This is a genomic window from Bifidobacterium miconis (assembly GCF_019331735.1).
Lineage (GTDB): Bacteria > Actinomycetota > Actinomycetes > Actinomycetales > Bifidobacteriaceae > Bifidobacterium > Bifidobacterium miconis.
This window is the reverse complement of record NZ_JAHBBH010000010.1, coordinates 1-19846: the sequence shown is the minus strand read 5'-3', so window position 1 is coordinate 19846 and position 19846 is coordinate 1. Positions and strand designations below refer to the sequence as shown.

At 66.4% G+C, this 19846-nt stretch carries 14 protein-coding genes and 1 tRNA gene; 4 read left to right on the top strand and 11 right to left on the bottom strand.

Features of this window, described 5'->3' with window-relative positions; genetic code table 11:
- The first annotated feature begins 531 nt into the window (after positions 1-531).
- Positions 532-2751 carry a transglutaminase domain-containing protein gene (locus tag KIH79_RS13110; protein ID WP_219058386.1) on the top strand — a complete coding sequence of 740 codons (2220 nt, stop codon included), beginning with the start codon at positions 532-534 and terminating at the stop codon, positions 2749-2751.
- A 47-nt stretch (positions 2752-2798) separates the two neighbouring features.
- Here KIH79_RS13110 and KIH79_RS04870 read toward each other — a convergent pair whose 3' ends face one another.
- From KIH79_RS04870 to KIH79_RS04845, 6 genes are all read right to left on the bottom strand, one after another.
- Entirely contained in the window at positions 2799-4754 is a 1956-nt protein-coding gene (locus KIH79_RS04870) for a ComEC/Rec2 family competence protein (protein ID WP_219058385.1), read from the bottom strand.
- Complete coding sequence (locus tag KIH79_RS04865; RefSeq protein WP_236023624.1) at positions 4751-5770, bottom strand: ComEA family DNA-binding protein; 1020 nt, start codon at positions 5768-5770, stop codon at positions 4751-4753. Before KIH79_RS04865 ends, KIH79_RS04870 begins: the two co-directional genes overlap by 4 nt.
- Positions 5771-5911: 141 nt before the next feature.
- A complete protein-coding gene (gene leuS / locus KIH79_RS04860; RefSeq protein WP_420829354.1) occupies positions 5912-8899 on the bottom strand; it encodes a leucine--tRNA ligase in 2988 nt (995 codons plus the stop codon).
- Positions 8900-8989: 90 nt separating this feature from the next.
- Positions 8990-9955 (bottom strand): transporter substrate-binding domain-containing protein, encoded by a 966-nt coding sequence (locus KIH79_RS04855; protein WP_219058383.1) that lies wholly within the window; start codon positions 9953-9955, stop codon positions 8990-8992.
- Positions 9922-10872: a magnesium transporter CorA family protein gene (locus KIH79_RS04850; RefSeq protein ID WP_033493306.1), complete on the bottom strand. Its 951-nt coding sequence runs from the start codon at positions 10870-10872 to the stop codon at positions 9922-9924. The genes KIH79_RS04855 and KIH79_RS04850 overlap by 34 nt, the downstream gene beginning before the upstream one ends.
- A 225-nt stretch (positions 10873-11097) precedes the next feature.
- The gene (locus tag KIH79_RS04845) at positions 11098-11937 is read right to left on the bottom strand and encodes a histidine phosphatase family protein (protein ID WP_219058382.1); all 840 of its coding nucleotides are present in this window, start codon (positions 11935-11937) and stop codon (positions 11098-11100) included.
- Positions 11938-12038: 101 nt separating this feature from the next.
- Here KIH79_RS04845 and KIH79_RS04840 point away from each other — a divergent pair, with 101 nt between their 5' ends.
- Together KIH79_RS04840 and KIH79_RS04835 are read left to right on the top strand one after the other, a co-directional pair.
- The gene (locus KIH79_RS04840; RefSeq protein WP_236023623.1) at positions 12039-13013 is read left to right on the top strand and encodes a response regulator transcription factor; all 975 of its coding nucleotides are present in this window, start codon (positions 12039-12041) and stop codon (positions 13011-13013) included.
- Between the two features lie 17 nt (positions 13014-13030).
- Positions 13031-13570, top strand: a complete 540-nt coding sequence (locus KIH79_RS04835) for a DNA-deoxyinosine glycosylase (RefSeq protein WP_219058381.1) — start codon at positions 13031-13033, stop codon at positions 13568-13570.
- A gap of 97 nt (positions 13571-13667) precedes the next feature.
- Here the strand turns inward: KIH79_RS04835 and KIH79_RS04830 are convergent, their stop codons facing one another.
- Entirely contained in the window at positions 13668-14072 is a 405-nt protein-coding gene (locus tag KIH79_RS04830; protein WP_033493298.1) for a pyridoxamine 5'-phosphate oxidase family protein, read from the bottom strand.
- A 186-nt stretch (positions 14073-14258) separates the two neighbouring features.
- On the opposite strand from KIH79_RS04830, the gene KIH79_RS04825 reads away from it, so the two are divergent.
- Positions 14259-14966: a nitroreductase family protein gene (locus KIH79_RS04825; RefSeq protein ID WP_219058380.1), complete on the top strand. Its 708-nt coding sequence runs from the start codon at positions 14259-14261 to the stop codon at positions 14964-14966.
- Between the two features lie 242 nt (positions 14967-15208).
- On the opposite strand, the gene KIH79_RS04820 is transcribed toward KIH79_RS04825, so the two are convergent.
- The 4 genes from KIH79_RS04820 to amrB form a co-directional block, all read right to left on the bottom strand.
- Positions 15209-15284 (bottom strand) — tRNA-Ala (locus KIH79_RS04820).
- Positions 15285-15428: 144 nt separating this feature from the next.
- On the bottom strand, positions 15429-16763 hold the full coding sequence (locus tag KIH79_RS04815) for a hypothetical protein (RefSeq protein WP_219058379.1): 1335 nt from the start codon (positions 16761-16763) through the stop codon (positions 15429-15431).
- A 187-nt stretch (positions 16764-16950) separates the two neighbouring features.
- On the bottom strand, positions 16951-18132 hold the full coding sequence (gene amrS, locus KIH79_RS04810) for an AmmeMemoRadiSam system radical SAM enzyme (RefSeq protein ID WP_219058378.1): 1182 nt from the start codon (positions 18130-18132) through the stop codon (positions 16951-16953).
- The gene (amrB, locus tag KIH79_RS04805; protein ID WP_236023622.1) at positions 18129-19775 is read right to left on the bottom strand and encodes an AmmeMemoRadiSam system protein B; all 1647 of its coding nucleotides are present in this window, start codon (positions 19773-19775) and stop codon (positions 18129-18131) included. The genes amrS and amrB overlap by 4 nt, the downstream gene beginning before the upstream one ends.
- Positions 19776-19846 lie beyond the last annotated feature (71 nt).

The window sequence follows — 19846 nt, the reverse complement described above, 5'->3', positions numbered from 1 at the left end:
ACGCACTCCGGACAGCCAGGCGACGAATCACAACCCGATCCGCACATCGCACCGCAACAGCCCGTCCAACAGCCCGTCCCGCACACACCGCAACCACCCTCGCAGCCTTATCAACAGCCGTATCCACCAACAACCGGATCGCAGGCAAGCGGACAACCACGGCCGACGCAACCCGTCGGACAGCAATACGGTCAGCCATACAGTCAGCCGCGGCCGCCCCAACCGCAGGCTCCATATCCGCCGCAGTCCAGCTATCCGGCCTATCCGCAACAACAGGGCGCGCCGCGAATTCCGCAACGGCAATCAAGACCGATCGGACAGACGTACGGACAACCGCCGGCAACAGCGCAACCCTACGCGCAACCGCCGCAACCAACGCCATCAACGCAACCGGTCTACGGACAGTCACCGGCATACGCGCAACCTCCGCAACCCGGTCGTCCAGCCGCCCAGCCGCAAGGCCTGTCGCCCGACCGGCGCGCGTCGCGGCGAGCACAGCGGCACGCGCCACGACGGTTCCGCTGGTGGATCGTGGTCGTCGCGGCAATCGTCGCCGTGGCGTTCATCATCGGCGGCGGACTGCTCGTCGCTTACAAACTCACCGGACGCGACAAACTCGCCAACACGGCGCTGCCAACCGCAGAACAGGCATACGGCAGCGCACTGCCAGCATCCAAATACGAGCTCAAGGATCCGATCGCGGTCGACATCTACCACGAATTCCGCATCACGCTCACCGGCGACGCATCGGTCGTCAGCGACGACTACTGGGCGTTCACGCTCAAAAACACCGACATGACGGAATTCGACTGCGCGAAGATCTACCAGGACGCCTCGCTCTCGGTGCCGATCCCAACCAGCATCAACGCCGGCATGCCAAGCAACGACAAGGAAGGCAACGGCACCGTCGACGTAAGCGGCACGATGGACATCCCCAAGTATATGCAGTACGGCGACAGCATCGGCAAGGAACGTGGCTTTCTGCCGTCCGACGGCTACTACTACGTGCAGTACATGGGATCCGACGGCAAGAAGCTCGCCAGGCCGATCGTGCAGTTCTTCAAGGTCGTCAATCCGACCGACGTCGAACAGCTCTCCCCTGTCAGCGGCATCACGCCGGTCGTCAACGCCGAAGGCGGCGTCGACATTTCATGGAACAAACTCGACGGCGCGACATCGTACAACGTATACACGTACATCGTGCTGCCGCAGGTCGGCCAGCCGGGCGACGACAACTTCTCCGAAGAACGCACCGAAATCACGAAGATCGGCTCGTCCAAGACGACTCAGCTGCTTTCGAACGATTACGACAAGGTCAAGAGCAGCAAGCTCCTCGACAACGAGCCGGAAACCACATACTCGCAGAACGAGGCGTTCCATTCGCTGGCCGTAGAGGATCAGGACTACATCGACGCATGCACGGGCAGCACAAGAGACTATTGCGCGGACGTGCTGCAGCAGGCCGGCGGCTCGTACAATCCGGATTCGGCGGGCAAACTGTACTTTGTGGTCTCCGGCGTGGACGCGGAAGGCCACGAGGGACGCTGGCGCGCGGTCGATGCGAACGACATCGTGCCGTCGATTCCGATCGGCCCCGCCAACCAGACGCAGCACCGCCAGTGGATCTACAATTCGAAGGGCGTCTTCGGAGAGGACAACACGCTCGAAGAGGACATGGAACAATACGTCTACACGTTCGTGACGATGGCCAACGGTTCGACTGCGACGATTCCCAGCACGTTCAGCGAGATCAGCAAAACCGGCAATGCGAGCTGGAACTTCCTGGTCTCGGCTCCCGGCACGAAGATCACGAACACGGGGCACCTGTACTACGAGGGCGATCTGAACGCGATCTTCCCGCAGATTCAGCAGGCCGCGCTCGAATCCCTGCCGAAGGCCGGCGGCGTGCTCGACCGCGTCAACGCAGTGAACGGCAATACCGACTGGAGCGGCTACGACACGAAGAAGATCGATTCGGACACGAGCCAATCCCCGTATTTCATCTTCGCGTCGACCGATTACGGCAAATATCTTGCGAACAACATCCTCAACGGCCATGAGGTCATCGACATCACCGAGTACGCCGCCGACGACTATCAGGTGAGCACGGAGGATGTGATGACGGAGATCATCTACCAGAACCCGTACATTCGCACCGAATCCGACGGCGTGGCTTACGCGGTGCGCAAGAAGGGCGACAGGACCGTGATGTGGGTGAAATACCCGGACGACTACAAGCAGCGGCAGAAGACAATGGCCGACTTCGTGAACGCGAACGTCTCGCGCTTCCAGGGCTCCGACCGGGACAAGGCCATCGCCATCGAGCAGTTCCTCGCCGGCCAGATGACCTACGACTATGATGCCGTCAATTTCAAACGATCCGGCGGCACCGACAGCGCCAACGCATTCGACAGCATAGACGCATCGAAGCGGTACCCGGACGCGTGGAGCCCGTACGGCATGGTCAGCGGCAAGGGCGTGTGCATGTCCTACGCATACGCCTACCAGCTGCTTGGCAAGGCCGCCGGACTCGACACTCGCGTGGTCTCCGGCTCCGTGTCCGGCTACAGCACGTCGCACGCCTGGAATTACGTGAAGATCGACGGCAAATGGCTGGTCATCGACGCCACATGGGATGATGACGGCAGCACCGCCGGCACCAAGTACCAGCTCAAAAACAAGACCGAAGTGACCGATCACTTCGCCTTCAACGACGGCTGGACCCTCGCCTCGCAGTCCGGACAGTACTAACCCCTGCCGCCGATCGTCATCCGGCATCCGCCGAGGCCATATCCTGATCAGTCGAAATCACGGCCGAACAGGGTCGTGGTTTCGGCAAGCCATCGGGCGGCACGGGCACGGATACCAGGACGAAACGATTCACCGGGCAACGTTGACGCGGAAGAACGAAAATGACGCCCATTACGCATGCGACGAATGCCCGGTTTTCTACGCACGTCTCGTCCGCCGTACACGTCATGCAGGTTCTGCGTCCCGAATGCGTCGCGCAGACGACGAACAAAACAAGGCACGGCAACGGCGAATAAGACTACGAGCGCAGCTTCGGCGGCAAGCATGAGCAGGGCTCCCGGGATGCCGCCCGCCCACGGGACGACGGCGTATCGGCCGCTGGCAAGCCATGCGGCGACGCGTTCCATGACTTGCGTGCCGCAGGAGGCGACCCATGCAAGCGCGAATCCGACCTGCGGACTCGCCCATGAGACGGCGAGCGCGGCGAGTCCGGCAAGCGTCGCGAAGTCGACGAACGGGCTGACGAGCAGGTTCGCGGGCACGGAAGCGAGCGGCAGTTCGGGCTCCATGAGCACTTGGATCGGCAAGGTCAGTGACTGCGCGGCGATGGTCATGGCAAGCGGCTGGGCGAGGAACCGCGGCATGAGCGCGCCGAGCCGGTCGCCGATCGTGCCGGCGAACAGGACGATGCCGAGCACGGCGGCGCAGGAGAGCGCGAATCCGTAGCTGGCCGCCATGCTCGGTCGGATCAGCAGCGTGCCGATCACGGTCCAGCTCAACGCGCTCACGGATTGGCCCCGGCGGCCAACGAACACCGCGGCAGCGCCGAACAGTCCCATGACGAGCGCGCGCGTCACGGAATCGGACGGGTACATGATCGCGGCGAGCAGCAGGTATGCGACCGCCACCATGCCGGCGACGATCCGTCGCGGCAGCAGGAACCGTGCGCACGTTCGCCGCGTCATGTCGGCGACGAGCATGAAGTGCCCGCCGGAGACGGCCATGAGGTGCATGATGCCGGAACGGCGGAAGTTCTCTTCGACGCCGGCCGCGTAGGTCGCGTTGAGTTTCGGAATGCCCGTCGCCCCGCCCGGCTGGGCCGCCGCTCCCGTGCCATCGTTGCCGTTCGGGTTTGCGCCGGTACCGGTTGCGCCGTGACCGGCGATCACGCCGCCGGCGACGACGTGGTCCTGTCCGAGTACGCCGAGCGTGAGGCCGGGCACGAGCACGCGCCCTTGGTCGGAGAGCCGTTCGGTGACGGCGAAGAACGCGTCCTGCATGTGCGCGACGACGCGTTTGCCCGGGCTTGCTTGGCGAACGATCGCAACCGATTCTGGCATGTCGATGACGAGCCACAGCGGCTGCTTGCCGTATTGCGCCTGCTGCAGCGCGCCCTGCGCGCGAACGGTCGCGCCGTCGACGAGCGCCGCGCAGTTCACGTCGGACGCGTACACGCGCACGCCGGCCGTCGATGCGCGTTCGACGTCGCCGTCGTGCAGCGTGCGGATGATGCCGTCAATCTGGCAGTCCATGCCGCGTTTGTCGGCCGCGGTGGCCGGCGTGGCGATGCGGACGTCGGCGGTGACGACCGGCGAACGTTCGCGTGCGAGCGTGCTGGCCGGGTCATGCCACTGCGCCAGATCGGCGGATAATGCGGCGACCGCCGACAGCAGCACGGCGATGACGACAACGGTCATGCCGCCTCCGACCGGGACTCCGTTCATGACTCTGGCAGTGTCGTTTGGCCCACATTCGTCATCGGCGCAGCCGCGGCGAAAGCATGCAGGCATTCGACCGCCCATGCCGATTGCGGCAAACAAACCGCACGCCATCGTCAGCGACGCCATGCAGATCAAGACCAGTCGGACGGACCGCTCCCCCGCGGTCGCACTCATGATCCGTGTGAACGTGTGGTGCGTGGCGAGGCTGGCCGCCCATACGGCAAGCGCGACCGGCAGCATGCGCCAGTCGCGGCTGCCCTGTTCGCGGTCTTGCCGACTCATCGCGCCGCCACCTGATCGCGGATTTTGGCGAGCGTTTTCGCGCCGATGCCCTTGACTTCGAGCAGTTGGTCAACACTGGAGAATCGGCCGATCTGCTTGCGGTAGGCGATGATGCGGTCGGCGGTGACCGGGCCTATCCCCTTGATCGTCTGAAGTTCCTCGGCCGACGCCGTGTTGAGATCGATCAGTCCGTCGTTGACTGGCTGGGTCGCCGTGCCGGATGCCGCGCTTCCGTCGGATTGCGTTGCGGCATCGCCGCCGCCGTTCTCGACAGCGCTCGTGCCGTTTGCATCGTTGTTGCCGGAGACGCCGTCGTCGGCCCCTGCGACGGTGCCATTCCCTCCGTCCGTGCCGGCTTGCGCGGCTTGTTTGCCAGAACTGTCGTTCGTGTCGGATGGAGACGCTGATGCCGACGATCCCGTCCGCCCTCCGTCGGACGTCGTCGTATCGGACGAGTCACCGGACGATGATGATTCATCCGGCTGCAGCTGCGCTCGCGTCTCCGCCAGCGCCGACTCGTAGCGCAGCGACTGCTGCAGCAGCATGGTCAGACTCGCGCACAATGCGGCGGTCAGCAGCAGGACCGCCATGAGCGCGTGGATCTGCCTGAACGCGAGCCGCGGCCGGTCTCGCACGATGCGGTGGCGTTCCGCGTCGCCGTCGCCCGATCGCACGCCGGCGATGCCGTGCAGCGACGTCATCCGCGGTCGTCGCGACGCAGCGGATGCGGCAGTCTCGGCGATGCCGGCCGCATCAGCCGCATCGTCGGCGGCAACGGCCGCAACAGCAGGCGGGGGCGGCGGATCGAGCGACGGCGGATCGTCGTTGCCCCACTCGTCATGCCGCGCATCATGCCATGCGCCATCGTCACGCAATACGGCAGCGTCATGCGGCACGGCAGCATTACGCAACGGCTCGGCATCACGCCGCACCGTGTCCCGCGCCGCCGCGCGCAGCCGCAATGCCGGATCGGAGCCAGCGGGCGCGCGTTTCGTGCCGATATGAGAAACGCCCATGCCTCCCAACAGTGCGGGATGCACGGGCGTTTGTCCAGTCGGAATAGTCTGTGTGGTCGAATGGTCGGGAGTTGTCCACAACGGGTTGTCCACAACCGTTCGACCGACGGTCAACCGCGGAGGGCGGCTGACCGCAACCGATCACTCGGCCGGAACGATCGACACGATCTTCGGGGCCTTGACGATCACCTTGCGCGGAGTCTTGCCGCCGAGACGGTTGGCGACGGCCTCGAGCGCCATCTTCTCCAGTTCGGCCGGATCGATGTCGGGCGAAACCTCGAGCTTGGCGCGGATCTTGCCCTTGATCTGCACAACCGCGGTCACCGTGTCCTGGCCGACATAACGCTCGTCGGCGACCGGCCACGGCTCGTGCGCGAGCGACTCCGTGTGGCCGAGACGCGCCCACAGTTCCTCGCAGATGTGCGGCGCGATCGGCGAGAGCATGAGGATCAGCGGCTCGACGGCGGCGCGCGGCACAGAACCGAGCGAGGTCAGGTGGTTGTTGAGCACGATGAGCTTGGAGATCGCGGTGTTCGGGCGCATGCCCTCCATTTCCTCGGTCACCTCGGCGATCGTGTTGTTGAGCGCCTTGAGGGTCTTCGCGTCCAAAGCGTCCTCGGAGACGTGCACCTCGCCGGTGTTCTCGTCCACGACGTTGCGCCACAGGCGCTGCAGGAAGCGCATGCCGCCGACCACGTTGCGCGTGTTCCACGGGCGGGAGTCGGCCAGCGGGCCCATGCTCATCTCGTACAGGCGGAACGTGTCCGCGCCGTAGTTCTCGTACATGTCGTCCGGCGTGATGATGTTCTTGAGGCTCTTGCCCATCTTGCCGAACTCGCGGTTGACGTGCTCGCCGTGCCACGTGAAAGTCGGCTCGCCGTCGGCGCCTGCCGGACCTTCCTCGACTTCGGCGGCCGGCACGTACTGGCCGCGGTCGTCGGTGTAGGCGAACGCCTGGATCATGCCCTGATTGAACAGCTTGTGGAACGGTTCGGCCGAATCCACGTAGCCGAGGTCGAAGAGCACCTTGTGCCAGAAGCGCGAGTAGAGCAGGTGCAGCACGGCGTGCTCGACGCCGCCCACATACAGGTCGACGCCGCCTTCCGGACCCGAGTACTTGTTGTGGTTCGGACCCATCCAGTAGTCGAACTCGTCCTTCTCGACCATGTGGGCCGTGTCGGTCGGGTCGATGTAGCGCATGTAGTACCAGCAGGAGCCGGCCCAGTTCGGCATGGTGTTCGTGTCGCGGTAATAGGTCTTCTTGCCGTCGCCAAGATCGAGCTCGACCTTGACCCAATCCTCGTTGCGGCTCAGCGGCGCCTCCGGGTTGGATTCGGCGTCCATCGGGTCGAAGGTGCGCGGCTGGTAGTCGGGCACGTCCGGCAGGTTGATCGGCAGTGCGGAGTCCGGCAGCAGGTGCGGGGTGCCGTCCTCGCCGTAGACGATCGGGAACGGCTCGCCCCAGTAGCGCTGACGGCTGAACAGCCAGTCGCGCAGACGGTAGCTCACGGTGCCCTTGCCGACGCCGGCCTCCTCGAGCCACGCGTTGACCTTGGCGATCGCGTCGTCGACGCGCAGGCCGTTGAGCGAAAGCGCGTCGCCCTTCGCGGCGGTCGCGTCCACGGACGAGTTGATGACGATGCCGTCGTGGCTGACGAACGGCGCCTTGCCCTCGTAGTTGGCGAGGTCGTCGCCGGATTCCGGCAGCGGCTGGACGGTGTAGATGACCGGCAGGCCGTACTTCACGGCGAAGTCGTAGTCGCGCTGATCGCCGCCCGGAACGGCCATGATCGCGCCGGTGCCGTAGTCCATGAGCACGTAGTCGGCGGTGAACAGCGGGAGCTTCACGCCGGTGATCGGGTTGGTCGCATACAGGCCGGTGAACAGACCGGTCTTCTCGCCGGCCTCTTCGACGCGGTCCTTAGCGGTCTTCGACTCGGCGGCCAGACGGTATGCCTTGACGCCTTCGGCCGGGGTCGCGTAGCCGCCCTTCCAGTCGTCCGGAATGCCGGCCGGCCATTCGGCGGGCACGTACTGCAGCAGGTCGTGCTCCGGGGAGACGACGGCGAACGTGGTGCCGAACAGGGTGTCGGGACGGGTGGTGTAGATCTCCATGTCCTTGTCGCCCGCAGGCGTCGCGACGGTGAAGTGCACGGACGCGCCGTGGGACTCGCCGATCCAGTTGCGCTGCATGAGCTTAACCTTCTCCGGCCAGTCGATGCCGTCGAGGTCCTCGATCAGGCGGTGGCCGTACGCGGTGATGCGCATGGACCACTGGCGCAGCTCACGCTGAAAGACCGGGAAGTTGCCGCGCTCGGACTTGCCTTCGGCGGTGACCTCCTCGTTGGCGAGCACGGTGCCCAGACCCGGGCACCAGTTGACCGGCGACTTGGAGATGTAGGCGAGGCGGAAGTCGTTGAGGATGTCCTGCTGTTCGGCCTCACTCAGGTCGCCCCACGCCTTGCCGTCGGACTCGTGGCCCGGAATGGCCTTCTCGCCGTTCTCGAACTTGGCGACGAGCTCCGAAATCGGACGGGCCGAACCCTGCGAGCCGGACGGGTTTTTGGCGTCCTCGTCATACCACGCATCGTAGATGCGCGAGAAGATCCACTGCGTCCAGCGCACGTAGCCGGGGTCGATGGTCGCGAACGAGCGGCGGTTGTCGAAGCTCAGGCCCATGCGGTGCAGCTGGCGGCGCATGTTGGCGATGTTCTGCTCGGTGGTGATGCGCGGGTGCTGGCCGGTCTGCACGGCGTACTGCTCGGCGGGCAGGCCGAACGCGTCGTAGCCCATGGCGTGCAGCACGTTCTCGCCCTTCATGCGGTGGTAGCGGGAGACCACGTCGGTGGCGAGGTAGCCGAGCGGGTGGCCGACGTGCAGGCCCTTGCCGGACGGGTACGGGAACATGTCCATCGCGAAGAAGGCCGGGCGGCCGTCCGCGTTGCGGCCCTTGCCGTCCTTGAGGTCACCGTTGACGTTGGCGGCCCAGAAGGTGCCCTCGTCGTCCCACTTCTTCTGCCACTTGGTTTCGATGTCCTGCGCGAGCGCCGCGTTGTAGCGGAACGACGGCTCGGCGGGGACTTCGGCCGCCTGCGCGGCGGTGTTCTTCTCATTAGCCATACGGTGCATTATTGCCACGCAACTGGACACATGCGCGTGATTCCGCCCATTGCGGTCGCACCGTGGAACGCGGCCGGCGAACCGCGGCCGGCGCCGCGATTAGTGGACGGTGACGTCCCGGGCGGACAGGTCCCGCGACGTCCGGTATCCGAGCGGCGTGAGATCGGCGTCGACGTACCGTCGCCACGAGCCGTCGTCGATCATCGCCCGCAGCGCTCCGGCGATCTTGTTCGCGAGTTCGTCGTAGCCGTGGCGCACGGCGATGCCGTAGCGCAGCGCGTCGTCGCCGCGATCGTCCGCGACGATCCGGTACGACTCGCGACGGTGGCGCGCCAGTCCCGGCAACGTCGCGTCGTCGCCGGCGACCGCGTCGACCGTGCCGGCCATGAGCGCGGTCATGCATCGGCCGTATGTGTCGTAGTCGGACAGCGTCACGTCGTCGCGGGACGCGACGCGCGCGTGCATTGCCGTGCCGGTCGCGGCGCATACCGTCGCGTCGTCCGCCGCGTGTTCCGTATTGTCCTCGCGATCGTCGTTCATGCGATCATCGCCGGTCGCGAACAGATCGTCGAGCGACGTATCGTCGTCGTGCACGAGCACGGCCGGCCGGGTTTCCAGATACGGGCCGGCGAACGTGACGGCCTGCGCGGACTCGTCGGTCATCGCGTAGCCGGCGACGACCATGTCGGCTCTCCCGTCCTGCAGCACGGCGGCGCGATCCTGCGGTTCGACGCGTACGAACACGATCTGCTGAGAGCCGTAGCCGAGCGTTTTGGCGACGTGACGGGCCACGTCCACGTCGAATCCGGAATACGATCCGTCGTGCCAATAGCCGAGACCGGGCAGGTCGGCGGCGACGCCGATCGTGATCGTGGGCCCGAGCGGCTGTCCGGACGTGGCCGACGTCGCCGCGGCGTCGCCTCCGTCGGCTGCACCGCCGCTCGAGGCGACGCCGCAGCCCGACAGCAACGGCATCGTCAGCAGGGCGAGCGCGCATCCGGCCGCCGCCGCGCGGACCGCACGCGACGCGGCTACTTGAACATGCGCGAACGGGTGAGGAACCATGTCACCACCGCGGACAGGGCGATCGAGATGATGATGATCGCGGCGAAGCCCCACGGCTTGTCGCTCAGCGGCATGCCGAGCATGCCGGTCTGGAAGTTCATGCCGTACATGGAGAAGATGAGCGTGGGCACCGACAGGGTGATCGAGATGATCGTGAAGATGCGCATCACGTTGTTCAGGTTGTTGGACACGATCGAGGCGAACGCGTCGGTCATGTTCGCAAGAACGCCGCTGTAGATGTTCGCCATCTCGATGGCCTGCTTGTTCTCGGTGATGACGTCCTCGAGCAGGTCCTCGTCGTCCGGGTACTGCTTGACGCGAGGCAGCGTGGTGAGCTTCTCCATCACGATTTCGTTCGATTTGAGCGACGTGGTGAAATACACCAACGTCTTGCTCAGCTCCATGAGCATCACGATCTCGCGGTTCTGCATGGAATGGCGGAGCTTCAATTCCAGTTTGTCGCTTTCGCGGTCGATGATGCGCAGGTAGCGCAGGTACATGGTCGCGTTGCGGTACAGGATCTGCAGGATGAACCGCGTGCGCATGAACGTGTTGAACCCGCGGATCGTGCCCTCCATGAACGGGTGGAGCACGGGCGTGTCCTGCATGCACACGGTGATGATGAGGCTTTGCGTGACGATGATCGACAACGGGATCGTCTCGTACCAGTCGCGGCCGCCGCGCTCCTCGACGGTCGGGATGTCGACGATGATCATCGTGTAGTCGTCCTCGATGTCGACGCGGGAGCGTTCCTCGTCATCAAGCGGGGCGCGCAGGTCGGCGAGGTCCACGCCGGTCTCCTGCGCGATGGTGGCGAGTTCCACGTCGGTCGGTTCGCTCAGCGATATCCACGAACCGTTCTCGGGTTTCTGCACCTGCTCCACTTGGCCGTTGATGGTGCTGAAGATTCTCAGCATGTCTCGTCTCACCCGCCTTCCGCCGTTCGAATGCGGCGCGTGCCGCCGCGTCCCGTGTAAAACCGTGACAAGAATAGTCCCTATGGTGCGACAGGCCCGCCGTGGCGGGCATATCGGCACATCACGTTCATGTTCGCGTGCGGAATGCGTGAGCGTGCGTGCGCTTGCGTGCGTGCGCGCGTTCTCGCACGTCCGCGCGCCGGTCCGGATCCGTCGTCCCCCTCGTCACATGGCGATCGGCTTCCAGCCGGGCATGTCCGGGCCGCGCAGATCCGCCGGGCCGTTCTCCCAGTCGGCGTACTGGGCGATCATGGGCGACCGGTTGAACTCGTCGAGCTGCCAGACCGGCTCGTCGAGCGGCACGCCGCCCATCGCGCCGACCACGCTCAGCCGGCTCCACGAGGCGTTGCGGATGCCGCCGAGCGCGTTGCCGTCCGGGTCGAGTCCGATCAGCGTTTCGATCGTGGCCGCGATCCACGACCCGTGGCCGACGACCACCAACGTGGTCGGCTCGGCCGCATACCGCGGGTCGACGATGATCGCGCGCATCGCCTCGGCTCCGCGCCGGCCCACGTCGCGCCGGCTCTCCACGCCGTACGCGAGCTCGCCGCCCTCATGCTTGCGCCACGAGACGTACGCGGCTTCGTCCATCGTCCGGATCTCCTCGCGGGTCAGGCCCTCCCACTGGCCGAATTTGCGCTCGCGCAGGCGCGGGTCGAGCTCGACCGGAATGCCGAGCAGGTCGGCGAACGCGTGCGCGGTCTGCTGCGCGCGGAACAGGTCGGACGCGAGCACGACGAGCCGGCGGCGGGCGGCCGGGGCCTGACGGTATTCGTCGATGCTGCTGCGTTCCGCCGCGTCGGGACCGGGCTGGGCGAGCAGCTCGGGATTGCGGGCGATGTTGCCGACTTTGGCCCAGTAGTAGCGTTGCGCAAGCTCGAAGCCGGCCTGATCGGCCTGCCATTGGCCGACGATGTCGAGCGGCACGTCGATCTGCCCCTGCAGCCGGCGCGCCAGATTGTACGAGGTCCGTCCGTGCCTGAGCATCACCACTTCGTCGATCATCGTCTCCCCCGTTTCGCAAAGGTCGGGCCGTTCGTTCCGTTCACATCATATCGGCCGGGCGATATCGCATGCGGCATGGGGCGCTCCGCATCGAACGCGCGATGGGCGCGGCCGCGCCGGGCACGCCGGCCGAAACGACCGTTCAGGCGGCGGTCCCGTTGCGCACCCGCGGGACTATAGTGCTGGAATATACGTGCTGGAGCATACGGATATCCGGCGGGATGCGGGAGGCGACGATGGATCTGCTCTTCGTGACCAGCAGTGCGGCGCTCGGTACGGCCGTGGCCGGAACGCTGCAGTCCGCCGGGCACACGGTCGACGTGGCGTCGGATGCGCGGCAGCTTGACGAGGCGTTTCGGATCGCGGCAAGCCTGCACGATCAGGATCTTCCGCAGCGGACGCCGCCCGGCGAAGCCCGCCGCGCCGGCTGGGACGGCCGGGACGGCCGCGGCGGTCACGCCCCGAAACCTTATGATGCGGTGCTGCTTGACGACTTGACCGACCCGGAGCTCATGGGCCGGCTCGCGCAGCTCCTGCAGCCCCATCCGGCCGACGGCGATGCCGACGGCGGCGAAAGCCACGCCCGGCCGCTGCCGAAAATCGCGTTGCTCGCCACACCGTCGATGCCGCGCGGACGCGAGCAGACCAGCCGTTACGCCATCGACGACCCGGCCTCTCCCCTGCATCCGTCGGTCACGATCAACAAACCGTTCTCGGATGCGGAACTGCTGTCCTACGTCGAACTGCTGTCGCCCGGCCATGCCGGGTCGGACGGTCCGGCGCTGCTCATCCACGGCGACCTGACGCTCGATACGCGGGCCCAACGCGCCTACTACCGCAGCGCCAGCCGGCCGATCGCCCTGTCGCCGCGCGAATACTCGGCGCTGGAGGCGCTGATCCGCGCCGACGGGCGGTTCCTGAGCTTCGACGACCTGTCGCGGCTCGTCTTCGGCGACGGGGTCGGATTCGCGGAGCAGCGGGACGTGATGGCGACGACCCTGTATTCGCTCACGCGCAAAATGCGCCGGCTGGGGTTCTTCATCACGCAACGCGGACACGAGTATCGGATCCGCTGAATCGCAGGGCAAGACGAATGGAACACGTGGAACACGGGTTCGGACCGGTCTGGGACGCGGCATCCCGGGTGCTGGTGCTGGGGTCGATGCCGAGCCCGAAATCCCGCGAGGCCGGGTTCTACTACATGCACCGGCAGAACCGGTTCTGGCCGGTGATGGCCGCCCTGTTCGCCGATCCTGCCGATCCGAACGACGTGCCCGGAGACTCCCCCGATTCGCGGCGCGCATTCGCGTTGCGGCATCATGTCGCGCTGTGGGACGTGATCGCCTCGTGCGACATCGTCGGGGCAAGCGACTCGAGCATCCGCAATGCGATGCCGAACGATCTCACGCCGATCCTGCGCGGCTCGCGCGTCACGCGCGTGTTCACGACCGGCGCCAAGGCCGGGCAGCTGTATCGTCGCCTCATCGAACCGGGACTGTCGGCCGCAGGGTGCGCCGTGCCCATGATCCAGCTGCCGTCCACCAGCCCGGCGAACGCGTCCATGCGGCTGCCGCGGCTGATCGACGTCTACCGCGAAGCCTTCGAGGACGCCGGGATCTTGCGGACCACGTAACGCACCATGCAATGCAAAAGGCCGGTGCCCGCGACGATTCGCGGACACCGGCCAAACCAAATACCGGCCGAGCAAGATGCGGCCGGAAAGGACCGGCTCAGTCCTTTTCGATGGTCTTGCCGGCGGTGGCGCCGGAGGACAGGTCCTGAATCTCGGTGATCTCGAGCACCGGGATGGCGGCGGGCTTCTTGGTGCCCTTCTCCTCGGCGACCTTGACCTGTTCGTCGTAGATCGCGTCGTCGGTGTGCAGGGTCACGTTGCCGCGGAAGCGGTAGCCCTTCTTCTCGGCGAGGTTCGCGACGGCCACGACCAGCGGGGAACCGTTCTCAAGGTTCTGGTAATGCTGGCCGGCGGTGCGCTCGTGGTAGGCGAGGTGGTTGTCGTCAAGTACGAACAGCGACATCTTCGGGCCGAGGTCGAGGTTGCCGTCCTTGTCGACAGTGGCGATCCAAGCGAGGTTGTTCTCGATGAAGGTCTTCATCTCAGCGGTGAGCGTTGCCATGATAGCGTCCTTTCACTACGACATACGGTTGCCAAACGATTCCAGCCTACGCCGGTCGGCATGCGTCCGCCAGCGCGCCTCTGTGAAAAATCTCTCAGAGAATATATCGTGCGTCTTCTACGATGGGTGCAGCATCATGCAGCCGTTCGTGCCGTCCGTCGACGGACACGTTGTTGAGGAGCCGTAATGAACATCACCGAAGCCATGGAAGCCCGTCATGCCGTGCGCGATTTCGCCGACCAGCCGATCGATGCGGCCGCGCTGGATGAGTTGCGCGCCGCGGTGGCCGCGGCGAATGCGGAGGGCGGACTCAACATCCGGCTGGTGCATGACGAGACGGACGCGTTCGGCGGATGCCCGACGCATTACGGCCGGTTCAGGAACGTGCGCTGGTGCCTTGCGCTGATCGGACGCGACGCGGCCGCCGGCGACACCGCCGATCTGGACGAGCGTGCCGGATATTTCGGCGAGCGTCTCGCACTGACCGCCGTGTCGCTCGGTTTGGACACCGGCTGGGCCGTGCTGCACGATGTGGCGGAACACGACGATTTCTGGCATCTGGAGGACGGCGAGCGCATGCCCGCGGCGATCGCCTTCGGCCACGCCACCCGTCCGGGCCGGCCGCACCGCAGCAAGCCGGTCGAGGAATTGGGCGCCGTGGAGGGCGGCGGCACGCTGGCCGATGCACCGGCGTGGTTCGTCAGCGCGCTGGAGGCCGCGCAGCTGGCGCCGAGCGCATTGGGCAAGCAGCCGTTCCGGTTCACGCTGCTGGCCGACGGCCAGACGGTCCGCGCCGAGGCGTTGGATGGCGTGCAATCCGAAATCGGCCTTGGCATCGCCAAGCTGCACATGGAATTGGGGGCCGCTGCCGCCGGCCACACCATCGTGTGGTGAAAAAGCCCTTCGTATTGTGGCGTGTAGAGACAGTGGCGTGTAGGGTCCGGTTCATGCGGCACTTGCGTGACATTGCCGAGGGCAGAGTGGAGACACTGGCCGCAATGTCACGCAAATCAACCTTATAGCGTGACATTGCGGCTAGTAGGCCGGCTGTGCCAGGGACAATGTCACGCCAAACACGTTGCCGGATGCGAATGATATGCAAAAGGCCCGGAAGCGATTGGCTTCCGGGCCTTTGTTGGTGGAGCTAAGGGGATTCGAACCCCTGACCCTCTCCATGCCATGGAGATGCGCTACCAGCTGCGCCATAGCCCCGTTCTTGCGAACCTGAGATAGCATACGACAGTATGGTCAGGCCCGCAACATCGGCGTGTCGGCGGCTTCGCTCAGTTCCGACAGTTCCGAAGAAGCCGAGCCGCCCGCCGCGTCACACCGGCCGGATGGCGGATTGCCGTCGGATCACTGCGCCGAACCGGATGACGATCCGCTCTCCCCCGATGTGGACGAGCCGGAGCCGTCCGTCGAACCGGTGCCACTGGAGGAGCCGGACGACGAGTCGCCGCCGCTCGAGGAAGAGGATCCGGAGGATGTCGAACCAGAATTGCCGGACGAATCCGATCCGCTGGTCGTGCCCGAAGACGAACCGCCGGAGGAGCTGGAACCGCTGTCGGTGGATCCGCTGGTGCCGGAATCGGTGGACGTGCCGCTTGACGTGCCGGACGAGGTCGAACCGTCCGAGCCGCTGGTCGAACCGGACGAGGTCGAACCGTTCGACGAGCCGGACGACGTACCGTCCGACGTGGAGCCGCTGGTGCCGGAATCGGTCGAATCGTTGGCATCGGCGCCGTCCTGCGTGGTCGAACCGGTGGTGCCGGAATCGGTGCCATCGGTGTCGCCGTCCGTCGTGCCGGTATCGTCCGTCGTGCCGTGGTGCGTGTCCGTCGGGCCTTCGGTCGGCGCGTTGCCGGTCTGCCCCTGATCGCTCGGCTGCGACGGGGTTTGCGTGGTGCTGACAATGTCGCGCACCACGGAGTCGGTGCCCTGTCCCTGCGTGATCAGCATGATGATGCCGGCGGTCGCGGCCACGGCGACCAGCGAGCTGATGATGGCGACGGCCAACGCGATGCGCTTTTGCCTGACGGTCGTGGCGATGCTCGGCGCGGCCACATGATGCACGCCCTGCGACGACGCGACGCGTCCGACACGACCGGCTTGGCCGGCACGATCAACGGAACCGCCATGGTGCGCCGTTTCGGTCGCGTTGACCAGATTCGCCAGCGTGTTGCCGGCCTGCTCCGCTCCGGACACACCGGCCGCACCGTCGATCGTCGGCAGCACGGTCGTGCCGTCCGCACCGACCGCGGTCATATCGGAGACTGTCGCATCGGCGCCGTCCGCGGAGCTGATCACGCGGCCTGCACGAGCGGCCGCATCCGCACGTTCCTGCAACGCGACGGCGCCGGGCGCGAGCACGGTCGTTTCGTCATTGCCATTCGCCACGCCGGCCGTATCGGACGTATCGGACGCACTGTCGGCAGCTGCATCGGTCTTGCTGTCGGCCTTGCCGTCATCCGACGACGAACCGACGCCGGTCACGTCCTGCAGTTTCTGACCGGAAGCGCTCAGCACGTTCTTGTAGATCTGCGACGAGACCGCGGAGACGATCGAACCCGCGGCGACGCCGATCACCGAGCCGGCCATGCCTATCTTGGCCGACAGCAGAAACGACGTGACCGCGGCGAGCGCGCCCGCGGCCAACGACGTCAGCGATATGCCTTTGAAAAAATTCCTCACGGTTCGTGAGCCTAGTAAAAATTCTTGGCAACGCGCTGGGCGGCAGGTGAAAACAACGTAATCCTCACAGCTTCCCGTCAGAATCTTCACAAAGTCCGGAACGACGGCGTTTGCGGGACTCTGCCGCGCCTCGACCGCGCGGACCGGACATCAGCCGCCCGAATTGCGCAGACCGCACCAACCTCTCCTACCGCATGGCGACGCGCCACCGACGCCGTCCGAAGCCGCCGGCTCCGTCGGCGTCCCATCTGCCGGGGATCGCCGATCCGCAGTCCGGGCAATGCCCGTCGGCGGAGAGCCGGTAGGAGACGATGTCGTACCGGTCGCGCACGATGAGCGCCGCGCCGCATCCGGGGCAGAACGTGGTGTCGCCGTCGCGGTTGACCACATTGCCGGTGTAGACGAAGCGCAGGCCCTCTCCCATCGCGATCCCGCGCGCGTGCACAAGCGTGGCGAGCGGGGTCGGCGGCACGTCGCGCATCTTGTAGTCCGGGTGGAACGCGGAGAAGTGCAGCGGCACGTCGCGGCCGCAATGCTCGCGGATCCACGCGCATTCGGCGTGCAGCTGCGCGTCGTCGTCGTTGTAGCCGGGAATGAGCAGCGTGGTCAGTTCGACCCACGTGTCCGTTTCGTTGCACGCGTATGCGATCGTATCGAGCACGTCGCGCAGCCGCGTGCCGGTGACGCTGCGGTAGAAGTCCTCGGTGAAGCCTTTGAGGTCGATGTTCGCCGCGTCCATGACCCGGTAGAAGTCGGCGCGCGAGGCGTCCGACATGTAGCCGGCGGTGACGGCGATCGCGTTGATGCCGAGCTCGTGGCAGGCCTGTGCGGTGTCGATCGCGTACTCGGCGAAGATGATCGGATCGTTGTAGGTGAACGCGACCGATTGCGCGCCGTAGTCGGCGGCGACCGCGGCGATGTTCTCCGGGCTCGCTTCGACAGCGAGCGTGCTCCACTGGCGGGAGGCGGAGATCGACCAGTTTTGGCAGTAGCGGCAGGCGCTGTTGCAGCCGGCCGTGCCGAAGCTGAGCACGGCGCTTCCGGGATGGAAGTGGTTGAGCGGCTTCTTTTCGACCGGGTCCATCGCGAAGCCGGAACTGCGGCCGTACGTGTCGAGCATGATCGTGCCGTGGTGGTTGGAGCGCACGAAGCAGAAGCCGCGCTGGCCGTCGCGCAGCGCGCAGTGGCGCGGGCACAGGTCGCACTGCACGCGGCCGTCCGGCAATCGGTGCTGCCAGCGGCCGGTCGCCGACGAGGCAACGGACGGTTCCGTCGCGTGCTCGGCCGGGCGTTCGTCCGCCGTGAGCGGTCCGGTCGGCGGCACCGCCGACGTTCGCGCGAATCCGGGCTCTCCGCCGTTCGCGCTCATCGCCGCGCCTCGTCGAACGCGGCGACGGTGTACCGGCTGCAGATCACGCTGCCGTCATGCCAGTCATAGGAAGCCGGCAGTCCCGCCTTGCGCAGCAGATGGCCGACGAACTCGCGGCTGTCGGGCAGTTCGGCCCACACCTGCGGCAGGAACGTGGCGCGATGGCCGTGGCGGTCGTCGATGATGAGCCCGTCGCGGCCGGGTTCGAGCATACGCTCCAGTGCGGTGCGGGACGGCACGCGCATCGGTTCGGGCGCGGACAGCACCGACACTTCGACGCTGACGTCCGGGTATTCGCCTGCGGTGACCGGGCGGAACCGCGGGTCGTGGATGGCGGCGTCGATCGCGTGTTCGGCGATGTCGCGGCCGAGCGGGCGGTACGCCTCGATGGTGCCGATGCAGCCGCGCAGCCGTCCGTGTTCGGTCAGGGTGACGAAGCTGGCGCCCGGGCGGTTCAGTTCGGGGTGCGCGGCGACGATGTCGGCCGGCGTGGGGTCGCCGGGTTGGGCGAGGCCAAAGTATTGCGCGAGCGCGGCGCGGGCCAGACCAGGCAGCACCGTGTCGGCATGGTCCGGCAGATTGGCCGCACTGCCGAACGCGCCGTCGGCGGCACGACGACGGTCGGATGCGGCCTGCAGCGATTCATGGCCTTCGGGGTCATGCTCGGGGTCGTGCTCCCATGCGGCGAACGACGCGTAGCCGACCACCGGCGTGTCCGGGTCGCGCATCGGCGGACGCTTGGCGCGCGGGCTGTCATCCGACGGAGCTCCCGCCGCGGCGTTCGCCAGTGCCACTTCCCCGTCGTCGCCCGAGGTCGAGCATCCGAGGAACCGCAGCGTCATGCCCTTGCCGGGGCATACGTCCAGCAGGCCGTTGATCGGGTACGCGCCGCACGCGCGGTTCGGCCGGATCGTCGGCTCGCCCAGCGGCGCGATGCGCGCGATGGTCGCGTCGTCCAAGGCGCGGGCGACGGATTCGGGATGATAGTGCGACAGGTCGGAGCTGATCACGATCACCGTTTCCGGCCCGCCCCACAGGGCGCGGATCGCGTCGCCGACCTCGGCCGGGCTCGCGTCGCCCGCATTGAGCGGCACGATGCTCAGATCGTCGCCGAGCACGCGCTGCAGGAACGGGATCTGCACTTCGACCGCGTGTTCGCGCGCATGGGTCGCGTCGTTGACGATCATGGACGGCACGACCGCGAGCGCACGGCGTTCCGCGTCCCGGTCGACCGGCACGGTGCCAAGCGGGGTTTGGAATGCGGCAGCCGTCGGGCAGGCCACGCCGCGCACGGCCACACGGTGCGTCGGGCCCACGATCACGGCGCGGCGGATCGTGCCGCGGCCGCGTTCGAGCAGCGCGTAGGCGAGCGCCGCGGTGGTGCCGGAGTACACGTATCCGGCATGGGGCACGATCACCGCCTTCGGCGCGCCGGCGGGCAGCCGTTGCGCGAACCCTGAATCGTGCAGCAGCGTGCGCGCGTAATCCAGCTGCCGGTCGATCATGTCCTTCAGTTCGCCGGGATCGGCCGGGTAGAACGAGCCGGCCACCGCGGCCGGGCGGATGTATGTCGATTCGGGCAGGGTGCGGGCGGCATCATCGCCGCCGTCACCGACAGTCGTACTGTGGAACAACCGCATCATGGCAACCACCTCTTCGGTCTCCATGATAGTCGCCGCGTTTGGTGCCCGATGTTTGACGATTGAGAGGCTGT